The organism is Flavobacterium sp. A45 (assembly GCF_002001005.1).
Lineage (GTDB): Bacteria > Bacteroidota > Bacteroidia > Flavobacteriales > Flavobacteriaceae > Flavobacterium.
Genome location: NZ_MUNX01000128.1, coordinates 1 through 12,223, shown reverse-complemented (window position 1 = coordinate 12,223; position 12,223 = coordinate 1). Strand labels below are relative to the sequence as shown.

The window sequence follows — 12,223 nt, the reverse complement described above, 5'->3', positions numbered from 1 at the left end:
AAATAATAATAATTTAATTTTGGTTGTTTTTTTACCACCAAATCAGAAGTGTAATTATATAAAATGTAGCTGTTTCTTTCAATTTATTAGAGATTATCAGTATGAAGTTATAGATTTAATAATTGAGTTTTATATTGTTATAAAAATTAGAGGCGATCGCAATTAACATAAATTCTATTATAGGAAATACAATCGACTATAAAACAAATCGTATGTCACTTTCAAAGCCTGAATTCATTTGAGTATAAATATTCAGCTGTTGTATCATTTTGTCCAAATCGGTTTTGGTGTGATGCGCACTAATTACAATCCGGCTCAATTTCCCCGATGCTGTTGGATAAGGAAAAGAGGTTGGAATAATGTTGTTCTCCAAAAGCAATTGAAGTAACTCGTCTTGGTCAAAATAAATGACCGGATAGTCTTTGGTAAAAGTCAAAGCGGTATCAGGTAATAAATGTTCGGCAACATAATTAAGATTGTCTTTTAGCTGTTGTCTTTGCATTTGATAAACTTTTTGTGCATTCACAAAAGTTTCCAAAAAAGCAGGATTCATCCCGGAAGCACCAATAAAGTTTTGTTGTTTTTTTATTTCATCTATAAAATGAGAATCGCCAGCAATAAAACCCCCAGTAAGTCCAATAGCTTTTCCCAGCGATGCAATAACTATTTTTTGATGTATGTTCGAAAGATGATATTGATTTAAAACTCCCTGTCCTTGGTCTCCAAGTAAGCCAAAACTATGTGATTCGTCTAGTAATAAAGTGATGATTTTGGAGCTTGGAATATCTTTCAAGATACTTAAATCAATAGGAGTGACCTCCAGCGATGGAATGGCATCGGCAACAATTCCAATTCTTGAAACTGTTGGATCTAACAGAAATGGATTCAGCTTCCCGTTTTGAATTAGCGGAAGCGAAAAGGGATGCATTAAAGCAGGATGTGTATTAGGAAAATGAAAAAGTAAGTCTGTTGTATGCTGTAACTGTTCCAGTGCTAATTTTCCTGCAAGCATTCCGGAAGAAACTGTAACGACTGCTTCGGTTCCTATTTGTTGAGCCAATAAATCTTCGGCAGTTTTATAAACCTCTAATTGAATGTTTGCGGAGCGCGAACTGCCGTAACTTGTTCCCCATTTTTGGAAACTAGCCAACAGCATATTTTGAAACTGGGGCAGGGTAGTAACTCCCAAATAATTGGTTCCGCCAAAGTATAGAAACTCTTCGCCGTCTTTGTGAAATACTCTATTTGGAATCTCGCTTACCTGCATTTGGTTTATTGTTTAATTAAAACAGCCCCAATCCCATTCGAATCGGCATAATGAACTATTCCATCTGTGATGGTAACGCCAGTGGCAATATCTTCAGATAATAACAAAGCTCCGTCCATATCCACATAATCGAGTTCAGGCAATAAATGTGCAATAGCCGAAATCCCAATAGTAGATTCCGTCATACAGCCTACCATGGTTTTCATACCAAAGTGTTTGGCTTCGGCAATCATTCTTCGGGCTGGAGTAAGACCACCGCATTTTACTAATTTTACATTTACGCCGTGAAAATGGTTATGACATTTAGCCACATCTTCTTCAATAATACAGCTTTCGTCAGCAATAATCGGAAGTAAAGAGTGTTTAAAAACCTCTTTGTGTGCCGCCCATTGATCGGCTTTCATGGGCTGTTCCAAGAATTCTACTCCAAGTTTTTTCAGTGCGATTGCGTTATTGATTGTTTCAGAAACAGTCCAGCCACAATTGGCATCGATTCTAAAACGAGCATCGGTATGCTTGCGCAATTCAGTTACAATCGCAATGTCGTCTTTGGTTCCTAGTTTAATTTTATAAATAGGCCATGGCATTTCTTTCAGCTTCATGACCATTTTATCGATTTTGTCAATCCCAATAGTGTAGTCGGTTTTGGGATTGTGCAAAGGAGAATTTCCCCAAAGCTCATATAATTTTTTGCCTTTTTTCTTGGCATATAAATCATTGTAAGCCATATCCAAAGCGCATAACGCAAACATATCATTCTTCAATAAAGCCGATGCGCTGTCCCAGAATTCCTCCGGAGTTTCGTCATTATGCGCTTCTATAAACGGAGTAATAGCTTCAAGATTAGCTCTCATACTGTCCACCGTAATATTGTAATACGGATTGGAAGTAGCTTCACCAAACCCCGAAAAACCGTCACTCTGCAGTTCTACAATCAACGTAGGCTGTACATCGTGTGACTCTCTCGAAATCGTAAAAGTGTGCTTTAACTGGAGCTTAAAAGTGCGGATGATTATTTTCATGGTGTAGGTTTTTTAGAAAATAGAGAAGAGAAAATAGAACAAAGAATAATAATTACTTTTTCGCAATCAAAAAAATCTATATTCTATATTCTTTTTTCTAAAATCTTAATACTTATTTCAAAATATGCTGACTCAGAATTTGATACACTTCGTTGATGTTATTCCCGCCTTTACCAAATTGTTTTGAAATTGGACTTGGTTCGCCAGTTAGCCAAATCTTCAATTCGGCGTCCATATCAAGGATTCCTGCACTTTCCTTAGAGAATTTTTTAATAGAAGTATATGGAATCGAAAGATAATCTACTTTACTGCCCACCAATTGTTTTTCGACCAAAATCAATCTTTTATTGGTAAAAACAAACATATCTTTTATCACTTTGTATCCCTTTTCGATTCTTTCGCCTTCAATTAATAAAGGTTCAAATTCCTTCGAAAGATTTTCAATATTTACTTCCGATGCATTGCCCAGAATGGCATTAAATAGTCCCATGATTTTCTCTTTAAATTGTGAAAACCAAATTTAAAGAATTTACTTGTCTCGGCATTATAATTTATTGCTAAATCATAAAAATCATTTGCTTCATCAATTCTCAAAAGTTAGTTTGGGTGTAACCCCATTCCAATAAAAGGGCTATTTTTCTTTGCGGTTATATGCCCTTTTACTGGAATGCGGTCGGGCTATTCGCGCTACTTCGGTAGCTAGCTGCTATCCCTTACACGAGTTTACTAGAACTTTATAGAATATGGAGAGTTTTAAGTAATCTGTCTTAACTCATATTCAATTTCGTCATCTCCCAAATCTGCAATTTTAATAAACTTAAGGTTCTCAAGAAGTTTTATTGCTTTCTCGTTTTGTTTATTGGTTACTGCCCAAACTCGTTTTAGTCCAATAGTACTTATTCCGAAGTCTATGGCCAATAACATAGCCGAAGTCATAAAACCTTTCCCGCGGTATTGAGGTAATAAAACGCAACCCAGTTCTCCATCTCCATGGTTAAGTCCACGGTAGTAACCACATGTCCCGACAATTTTATTGGTCAAATTGTCTGCAATACCCCAATGAATTGAATTACCTTCAAGGTAGTCTTTGTTTATTTTGGTTTGCATTTCTGTAGCTTGTTGAAAAGTTGTTGCCTGAATAGCGTTGTAAAAAGAAATTTCAATAAGGTCTTCAATGTCATCAGTTCTAATTTCCCGCAACGAAATTTTGTCGCCAGAAATAATTGGGAAAATACTGTATGGAGGTAGTTTCATTTTGTCAGTAATTAGTTTATCATGTGTTTGTTGCCAAATTGCCAGTATTTGATAGGTTGAGGAATTTGGGGTAGTCTATTTTGCTATATTTTTTGTTCAACAACCTCAAGGTTATTGATGAGTTTCTATTAATTACCGGTGTCTAATACTAGAGGATTATACGAAAAAAAATGGTTTAGCTACTTTCTAAACCTATTTTTATCATAGCAATGGCGTTTAATCTTTCTCCTCTTTGTCACTAAATTGTTTGTAACTTTCAAAGTTACGAAATAACAGATGTAAACTTTCAAGGGTGATTTTTGTTTGGTTTAAGTTTAAATAACATCTGGTTTTAATCTTTGATTTAATTGGAAATTGTTTTAAATATTTCTTTTTTGAAAACAGAAGAATGTATTGATAAAAAATGTTTTTCGAGCCATAAATTTTTATTTGTAAAAGAAAGATTCATAGGGCGGAATAAGCCTCAATGATAAAAAAAAAAATTAACTACAAGGTTCGGAAAGCTTTGCGGACTTTACGTAATTCTATGCGAACCTTGCGGTTAATTTTAAGGTATTCATTATCAAATACAGTTTTGGATTTTCTTTAAAACACTTATATTTACTTATTAAAAAAGATACTTTAATGGAAAATAATATAAAAATAAAATGGGGAATTGTAGGTTTGGGAAATATTGCCCAGCAGTTTGCCAGTGAGCTGCAGTTGATTGAATCAGCTGAACTTTGTGCCGTAGCTTCCAGAAATATTGAGAAAGCCAAAGATTTTGCCAATCAGTTTCAATGTCCAAAAGCTTATGGCTCTTACGATGAGCTTTTTCAAGACGAAAACATTGATATTCTTTATATAGCAACGCCGCATGATTCGCATGCAGAGTTAACCATCAAAGCGTTGCAAAATGACAAAAATGTATTGTGCGAAAAACCATTAGCCTTGCATTATGCTGATGTAGAACAAATGATTGCTACAGCCAAAAAGCAGAATAAATTTTTTATGGAGGCCTTTTGGACACGTTTCAATCCTTCGATACGTGAAACTTTAGAGCATATTCAAAACGGTTCGATAGGAGAGGTAAAATATGTTAATGCGGATTTTTCCATTAAATTCGAAAATCCTGATAATACCCGAATGACTGATATTAAATTAGGTGGCGGGGCATTGATGGACATTGGCGTATATCCATTATTTTTAGCTTATTTAATATTGGGTATTCCTAAAGAAATTTTAGCAAAATCTAATTTTTATTCTACTGGAGTAGATACACAAACGTCTATTATTTTACAGTATGAAAATGCACAAGCCGTACTGCACTGCAGTTTTTTATATACTTGCAGTGTAGAAGCAACAATAAGCGGTACCAAAGGCCGAATTAATCTGGATCCGCTTTGGTTCATGACCGAATCCTATAGCTTGACTTATGGCACTTTAGTAGAAGGGGCGAAAAAGACAAAATTTGAAAAGCCAACATTGGGTAAAGGCTACACCTATGAAATAGAAGAATGTCATGCCTGCCTTAAAGCCAACAAAACGGAAAGTGAACTTTGGTCACATCAAAATAGCTTAGAACTTGCTGAAATAATAGAAGAAGTCAAAAATCAAATAGGTTTGGTTTATCCTTAGTTTGCGTTTCAATTGTATCTGAACCATTAATTTTGTGATTTATATTGCATTAAGTAAGAATTTAGTTAAATATTTTTGGTTTAAAGTAAAATAGTATTTACATTTAAGCAAAACTATTTTTATGTTAGTCAAAGTTTACGGAAGTGCTGTTTTTGGGGTAGATGCAACGACAATTACTGTCGAAGTGAATATAGATAAAGGCGTAGGCTACCACTTGGTAGGTTTGCCGGATAATGCCATCAAAGAGAGTAGTTACCGCATTGCTGCTGCCTTGAAAAATAATGGTTACAGTCTTCCGGTAAAAAAAATAACCATCAATATGGCTCCCGCCGATTTACGCAAGGAAGGTTCTGCCTATGATTTGACACTTGCCATAGGGATTCTTGCCGCATCGGGACAAATCAAATCCGATGTGGTGGATAAATACATCATCATGGGAGAACTTTCACTCGACGGAAGTTTACAGCCTATAAAAGGGGGACTCCCTATTGCCATTAAAGCCAAAGAAGAAGGTTTTAAAGGTTTTTTTCTGCCCAAACAAAACGTAAAAGAAGCGGCTATTGTCGCTGGTCTTGATGTTTATGGTGTTGAAAATGTATTGGAAGTCATTGATTTTTTTGAAGGCAAAGGAACATTACAACCTACCACTATTGACACTAGAGCCGAGTTTTATAAAACTTTAGATTTTCCAGAATTTGATTTTGCCGAAGTACGCGGACAAGAATCTATTAAACGCTGTATGGAAATTGCGGCTGCCGGAGGTCATAATATAATTCTCATAGGTCCTCCTGGTTCCGGAAAAACAATGATTGCCAAACGATTACCGAGTATTTTGCCTCCAATGACTTTGAAAGAAGCGTTGGAAACTACCAAAATTCACAGTGTCGCCGGAAAAGTAAAGGATGTGGGATTAATGAATCAGCGACCGTTTCGCAGTCCGCATCATACAGCATCGAGTGTGGCGCTTGTGGGCGGAGGGAGTTATCCGCAACCCGGCGAAATTTCGTTGGCACACAATGGAGTTTTGTTTTTGGATGAATTGCCCGAATTTAAGCGCGAAGTGCTGGAAGTAATGCGACAACCATTGGAAGACAGGGAAGTAACCATTTCGAGGGCAAAATTTACGATAACGTATCCTTCGTCATTTATGCTGGTGGCAAGTATGAACCCGAGCCCGAGTGGATTTTTCAATGACCCGGATTCACCCAACACTTCATCGCCTCATGAAATGACCCGCTATTTGAGTAAAATTTCCGGTCCATTATTGGATAGAATTGATATTCACATTGAAGTAACGCCTGTTCCTTTTGATAAATTAACCGAAAAAAGAAATGGGGAAAGTAGTGTAGAAATACGAAAACGTGTGACTTCGGCACGTGAAATCCAATCCAAAAGATTCGAAGAAATAGACCATATTCATTACAATGCGCAAATGAGTTCTAAACAAATTCGGGAGCATTGCGCACTTGATGACGATTCGTTACAACTGTTGAAAACCGCCATGGAAAGATTGAATCTTTCTGCCCGCGCTTTTGATAGAATTCTCAAAGTTTCTAGAACTATAGCCGATTTAGAAGGAGTAGCCGTGGTTGGTTCTGGACATATTGCTGAAGCCATTCAATATAGAAGTTTGGATCGAGATGGATGGTTGGGTTAGAGACTAGTGTTTAATAATTAGTATTTTAATTAGTCTTGATGTTTTCAGATCAACTTCAGTTTTCTTATTCAAGTAATAATAGTGTTCGATTGATTAATTCGTTTTTATATTTTAGCAAATCGTCAGTATGTTGGAGTATGTATTCATTGTTTTCGATTGTGATTTTCATTGATTTTTCATTGAATACGAGTTTACAAATTACTTTTTTTGAATTATCGTCAACACTGATATTGAAAAAACTTTTAAAATCTTTATAAGTGATTCGTTCGTTTGGAATTTTTTTATTGTGAATAAGTATTGTTCTAATAATGTGATATGCTTGTATCTCTAATTCAGTTGTGATAACACCTTGTGAATTTGAACTGGCTTCATTTAATACTTTTTTATCATATAATGATTTAAGCAAAGATGAATTAATAAGACTAATCATTTTACCTTGTGTTTCATCATTGAATTTTGTTTTAAATGACATATTTCTATGTATAATTTTTAAAAAGTCTTTCGAAGGAATATTTAATTCTTTCAATATTGAATCTTCAAAACTTTCAGCAAAAACAATTTCTTGTGCTGATTTAATAATTTCATTTATTTTGATAAAACGCTTGTCAAATCTTATTAATGATTCAATATCTTTTTCAGAATAGTTACTCAAATTGAATTGAAAGAAAGGTTTGGTATCAATAATATTTGGTTCTGATATGTCAGAATAAAATCGGTATTCGATTCCATTTGTTAGAATTGCAAGTTTAGAATTTTTGGTATTGTTGAAATAACCGTTTAGTTGACCTGCCTCTTTGTCACTTAATTTACTAGTTTGCTTTTTAGCTTCGATTAGAATTGTGTCTTTTTTATTTAGCACAATCGCATAATCGATCTTTTGACTAACTCTATCCCCGAAATCAGCATTATATTCCGGTATTAAATCTGTTGAAATATAATTTAGCATAAAGAAAAAAGGTTCAATTAAAAATTTTCTGGTTTGTGCCTCATTAGAACATAATTCAATGGCTTCATTTAATTTGAAGTTATCTAGTACCTTTTTTAATTGTGAAATTGCTTGTTTAGGGATTATAGTGGTTGTCATAGATTATATTTCTAATAGTTTAATTATCAAATATAATATTTTTATCATCAAATCCTTATCAAAAATTAAAATGTGATAGAAACTAGATTAGCAAAGATTGGTGCTTTTGATTGCGGAGCTACTTGTTGAGATTTCTCCTCCGTCGAAATGACAAGTTTACGGATAGTTGGGATGTAAAAAAAGGTATTGGTAGCGCTGTGGAGAACTTTGGTATTATTGAATGCAAAGATCTTTAGAAATGAAAATGTTTGATTTAGCCCCGATTGAAGTGGAAATCCTTTTTCTTTTTTCTTTAAAAAGGAAAAGATTGCAACGTAAAGCGGGAGTTATCTTCAAAAGAAACGAAAATATTCTGCTCCTAAAAAATAACTCCCGTTTTTAGATAATTTTATCGATTTGAACGTCTGTCGTTATTTTGACTTGGACGTCTTTGACCAAAACTATTACTAGTGCTTCTGTTTGGATTATCAGTTTTTGGTTTCTTAGGAGTTGAATTGCGTTGTTGTCTCCCTTGACCTTGTTTGATTGGTTCGGTGGATGCGTTAGGGTCTGGTTCAAAACCTTTAATGTTTTCTTTAGGTAATTTTAGGCCGACCAATTTCTCTATATCGCGTAAAAAGACAGTTTCATCTGGACTAAATAGCGAAATAGCTTCTCCACTCGCGCCAGCTCTTCCTGTTCGGCCAATACGGTGAACGTAATCTTCTGGAATATTTGGCAATTCAAAATTAATAACGTGTGGTAATAAAGGAATATCCAAACCACGTGCGGCAATATCTGTGGCGACCAAAGCGGTTAGGCTTCCATTTTTGAAACCAGCTAGGGCTTTAGTACGTGCGCCTTGACCTTTATTTCCATGAATAGCTGCTGCTTTGATGCCAGAACTAATCATGCTTTCAGTCAGTTTGTTGGCGCCTTGTTTGGTACGTGTAAACACCAAAATCTGTTTCCAGTTGCCTTCGGTAATCAATTTAATGATTAATTCTGTTTTTTTCTCTTTTGCAACAGGATATATTTTTTGAATAATGGCATCCACAGTTGTGTTTTCGGGAGTGGCTTCAACTTGAACCGGATGGTTCAGAATGCCCATTGCCAATTTCTTAATGTCTTTTGAAAAAGTGGCCGAAAATAGTAAGTTTTGTCTTTTTGGAGGCAACACTTTCATAACGCGCTCAATGTCTCTTAAAAAACCCATGTCCAGCATGCGGTCTGCTTCATCCAAAACCAAAATTTCTACTTTGGAAAGTGAAATCAAACCTTGATTTTGCAAATCGATTAATCGACCTGGAGTTGCTACAAGAATATCAACCCCTTGGCGCAATTGACTTACTTGTGGATTTTGGTTTACGCCACCAAAAATTACGGTACTACGTAAATCTAAAAATGTACTATATTCTTTTATATTGGCTAATATTTGTGCAGCTAGTTCTCTTGTTGGGGTTAAAATTAAAGCACGAACGGGTCTGTGGCTTAGGTGTTTTCCCTGCGATAATAATTGTAATATGGGCAATGTAAATCCTGCTGTTTTTCCAGTGCCTGTCTGTGCAGATGCTAATACATCTTTACCTTCTAAAATAGGTGGAATTGCTTTTTGTTGTATTGGGGAAGGAGTTGTATATCCTTTTTTGCTGATGGCTTTTAATAAAGCATCAGATAATCCTAATGAATTGAATGACATAAATAGTATTTATGAAGCAAACACTATTTATTTAGTTTACTTCTTTAAGTTGGCGCAAAGGTACTGCTAATTTTTAGATGTGGCTTGATTGCTTTACTTTGTTTGCTTAAAGACAGATAGTATGTTGTTTTTAGATCTCATTTATGGATTGATATTGCCATCGAAATTATTTCAATTCATCTCCGAAAAAGTATCTCCTTTTTTGATGTCTCCACTTTCAAAACCGCGGTTGAACCAATACATTCTTTGCTCGGAAGTGCCGTGGGTAAAGGAGTCGGGAACTACTTGACCTTGCATTTTTTTCTGAATGGCATCATCACCAACTGCATTTGCGGCGCTCAATGCTTCTTCAATGTCTCCGGGTTCAAGCATCGCATTTTTATTTTCGTTATAATGTGTCCAAAGACCTGCATAAAAGTCAGCTTGCAATTCTAAAGCTACAGAGAGTTTATTACCTTCGGTTTCACTTTTATTTTCTTGCAGTTGACGTACTTTTCCAGAAGTTCCTAATAAGGTTTGAATATGGTGTCCAAATTCATGTGCCATTACATATGCGACTGCAAAATCTCCGCCTTCAGCTCCAAATTTGGTTCGTAGTTCATCAAAAAAGGTCATATCCATATAAATGGTTTTGTCGCCAGGACAATAAAAAGGACCAGATGCCGAACTGGCTCCACCGCAGGCAGTTTGAACCTGACCACTAAAAAGAATAAGTTTTGGAGCTTCAAATGTCAGACCGTTTTCTTCAAAAATTTTAGTCCAAACATCTTCATTGTCTGCCATAAGGGTTTTGACGAATTCACCTTCAACTTTTTCTGCTTCGGTTAAAGGTCTTGATTCAGTTTGTGTCGTTTGCTGTTGGTTGAATTGCTCTAAGATAGGTGTTATCATTTGAGCATTTTCGCCACCAAAAGCATTTACAAGTAAAATAATAATTCCAATTATTCCACCGCCGACAATGGTTTTTCCACCAGAGGACATACCTCTACGATCTTCTACGTTATCACTTTGTCTTCTTCCAATCCATTTCATAGCTGGTAAATTTAGTTGTTAGTAGTCTATAAGGAATCGTTTTTATTTTTCTTGTGTCTATAATTTGTTTAAAGGTTTTAGGCCACATTATTTTTGGCTTTTAGCCATTTTTCCAAAATATCTTCAAGCGTTTTCTTAACAATCGGTTTGGGTACATAATCATTCATACCTACTTCGATACATTTTTCTTTTTCCCCCATCACGGTTCCTGCAGTAAGAGCGATGATAATGATGTCTTTGAATTGTTCGATTTCTCGAATTTGTTTCGTTGCTTCATAACCGTTAATCAAAGGCATTTGAATGTCCATTAAAACAATATCCGGAATAACTTCCAAGGCTTTTACAAGTGCTTTTTCCCCATCAACAGATTCATAAATTTTACATTTTGGAATAATCTGTTTCACTAATGTTTTGGTCAAAAGCATATTGATTTTGTTGTCCTCAACAATCAATATTCTTGGTTCCTCATTTTCTAAGGTCAATATACGATTTTCCGAGATGTTTTTTTCTGTATCGACTTGTTTTCTTTGTTTTGATTTATTGCTGCTTTTTAGCTTTATGTCAAAGAAAAAGGTACTCCCCACATTGAACTGACTGTTAATTTGCAGTTTACTGTTCATTAAGCCCAATAGTTGATTGGAAATGGTTAATCCTAATCCTGTTCCTCCGAATTTTTTGGTCGTAGAACTGTCTTCTTGTGAAAAGGCCTGAAAAATTATTTTCTGGTTGTTTTTCCGAATTCCAATTCCGGTATCTTTTACTGAAAAACGTAATATAGATTGACTTTTTTGAATTTCTAATGCTGAAATGCTTAGCTCAATTTTCCCTTTATGGGTAAATTTAACCGCATTTGTCAATAGATTGATGAGTACTTGTTTTAAACGGATGTAATCGACCCAAATGTATTTTGGGACATCTTCATTGATAATGTAGTTTATTTCTAAATTTTTGGAATGAGCTTGATAATTAATCAGCTCTTTAATTTGAAGAATAATATCATCGATACGATATTTTTCAATATTAAGTTCTAGTTTTCCCGACTCAATTTTTGAAAAATCCAGAATATCATTTACCACCTCCAATAAAATATTAGCCGATTGATTAATGGTATTCATGTACTGTTTTTGTGTGCTTTCCAGTTTGGAATTCATTAAAAGATCGGTATAGCCAATGATTCCGTTTAAGGGAGTTCGTATTTCATGGCTCATGTTGGCAAGAAATTCAGACTTGGCTTTATTCGCCGCTTCTGCCAATTCTTTTTCTTTAACAATGGATTCGTTATTTTTCTTTTCGGTAATATCAATTAAAATACCTTCCATGAAAGCAATTTCACCATTCTTTATGATAGAATCTCCAAACTCTTCAACCCAAACTATTGAACCATTTTTATGAATAATTCGATAAATAACATGCAATGGTTTTTTTTGTTCCAACGCAATCTTGTTTTTTGATAAAACATTATCCAAATCTTCGGGAAGTATTAAATCAACGAAATAAATATTGTTCTCTAAAAAATCGGATTTTGGATACCCAGTCAGTTTTTCTATTTCATCATTAAGATAAATTTTTGTGTATTTTTCATCATAATTGGATAAGAAAACAGTACCGGGAA

Annotated in this window: 10 protein-coding genes; 2 read left to right on the top strand and 8 right to left on the bottom strand. The window is 34.9% G+C overall.

The window, feature by feature from the left end:
- Positions 1–196: 196 nt before the first annotated feature.
- From B0E44_RS15550 to B0E44_RS15535, 4 genes are all read right to left on the bottom strand, one after another.
- Positions 197–1,267, bottom strand: a complete 1,071-nt coding sequence (locus tag B0E44_RS15550) for an aminotransferase class I/II-fold pyridoxal phosphate-dependent enzyme (RefSeq protein WP_077377316.1) — start codon at positions 1,265–1,267, stop codon at positions 197–199.
- 5 nt (positions 1,268–1,272) lie between these two features.
- A complete protein-coding gene (locus B0E44_RS15545) occupies positions 1,273–2,289 on the bottom strand; it encodes a dipeptide epimerase (protein WP_077377313.1) in 1,017 nt (338 codons plus the stop codon).
- Positions 2,290–2,401: 112 nt separating this feature from the next.
- Positions 2,402–2,779 carry a PH domain-containing protein gene (locus tag B0E44_RS15540; RefSeq protein WP_077377310.1) on the bottom strand — a complete coding sequence of 126 codons (378 nt, stop codon included), beginning with the start codon at positions 2,777–2,779 and terminating at the stop codon, positions 2,402–2,404.
- Positions 2,780–3,042: 263 nt separating this feature from the next.
- Positions 3,043–3,543: a GNAT family N-acetyltransferase gene (locus B0E44_RS15535; RefSeq protein ID WP_077377307.1), complete on the bottom strand. Its 501-nt coding sequence runs from the start codon at positions 3,541–3,543 to the stop codon at positions 3,043–3,045.
- Between the two features lie 624 nt (positions 3,544–4,167).
- Between B0E44_RS15535 and B0E44_RS15530 the strand changes: the two genes are divergently transcribed.
- Both B0E44_RS15530 and B0E44_RS15525 read left to right on the top strand, forming a co-directional pair.
- Positions 4,168–5,160 carry a Gfo/Idh/MocA family protein gene (locus tag B0E44_RS15530; protein ID WP_077377303.1) on the top strand — a complete coding sequence of 331 codons (993 nt, stop codon included), beginning with the start codon at positions 4,168–4,170 and terminating at the stop codon, positions 5,158–5,160.
- A gap of 121 nt (positions 5,161–5,281) precedes the next feature.
- The gene (locus B0E44_RS15525; RefSeq protein ID WP_077377300.1) at positions 5,282–6,817 is read left to right on the top strand and encodes a YifB family Mg chelatase-like AAA ATPase; all 1,536 of its coding nucleotides are present in this window, start codon (positions 5,282–5,284) and stop codon (positions 6,815–6,817) included.
- 64 nt (positions 6,818–6,881) lie between these two features.
- Here the strand turns inward: B0E44_RS15525 and B0E44_RS15520 are convergent, their stop codons facing one another.
- The 4 genes from B0E44_RS15520 to B0E44_RS15505 all read right to left on the bottom strand — a co-directional run.
- Positions 6,882–7,901, bottom strand: a complete 1,020-nt coding sequence (locus B0E44_RS15520) for a type I restriction enzyme HsdR N-terminal domain-containing protein (RefSeq protein WP_077377297.1) — start codon at positions 7,899–7,901, stop codon at positions 6,882–6,884.
- A gap of 388 nt (positions 7,902–8,289) precedes the next feature.
- Positions 8,290–9,579 (bottom strand): DEAD/DEAH box helicase, encoded by a 1,290-nt coding sequence (locus tag B0E44_RS15515; RefSeq protein WP_077377294.1) that lies wholly within the window; start codon positions 9,577–9,579, stop codon positions 8,290–8,292.
- A gap of 171 nt (positions 9,580–9,750) precedes the next feature.
- Positions 9,751–10,611, bottom strand: a complete 861-nt coding sequence (locus B0E44_RS15510; protein WP_077377291.1) for a neutral zinc metallopeptidase — start codon at positions 10,609–10,611, stop codon at positions 9,751–9,753.
- 77 nt (positions 10,612–10,688) lie between these two features.
- A partial coding sequence (locus B0E44_RS15505; protein WP_131828089.1) for a PAS domain-containing hybrid sensor histidine kinase/response regulator occupies positions 10,689–12,223 on the bottom strand: 1,535 nt, incomplete at its 5' end.

What these genes read in the sequence shown, in the direction of transcription:
- B0E44_RS15550 (WP_077377316.1), bottom strand. Translation starts at nt 1,267, where the DNA reads ATGCAGGTAAGCGAGATTCCAAATAGAGTATTTCACAAAGACGGCGAA.
- B0E44_RS15545 (WP_077377313.1), bottom strand. Translation starts at nt 2,289, where the DNA reads ATGAAAATAATCATCCGCACTTTTAAGCTCCAGTTAAAGCACACTTTT.
- B0E44_RS15540 (WP_077377310.1), bottom strand. Translation starts at nt 2,779, where the DNA reads ATGGGACTATTTAATGCCATTCTGGGCAATGCATCGGAAGTAAATATT.
- B0E44_RS15535 (WP_077377307.1), bottom strand. Translation starts at nt 3,543, where the DNA reads ATGAAACTACCTCCATACAGTATTTTCCCAATTATTTCTGGCGACAAA.
- B0E44_RS15530 (WP_077377303.1), top strand. Translation starts at nt 4,168, where the DNA reads ATGGAAAATAATATAAAAATAAAATGGGGAATTGTAGGTTTGGGAAAT.
- B0E44_RS15525 (WP_077377300.1), top strand. Translation starts at nt 5,282, where the DNA reads ATGTTAGTCAAAGTTTACGGAAGTGCTGTTTTTGGGGTAGATGCAACG.
- B0E44_RS15520 (WP_077377297.1), bottom strand. Translation starts at nt 7,901, where the DNA reads ATGACAACCACTATAATCCCTAAACAAGCAATTTCACAATTAAAAAAG.
- B0E44_RS15515 (WP_077377294.1), bottom strand. Translation starts at nt 9,579, where the DNA reads ATGTCATTCAATTCATTAGGATTATCTGATGCTTTATTAAAAGCCATC.
- B0E44_RS15510 (WP_077377291.1), bottom strand. Translation starts at nt 10,611, where the DNA reads ATGAAATGGATTGGAAGAAGACAAAGTGATAACGTAGAAGATCGTAGA.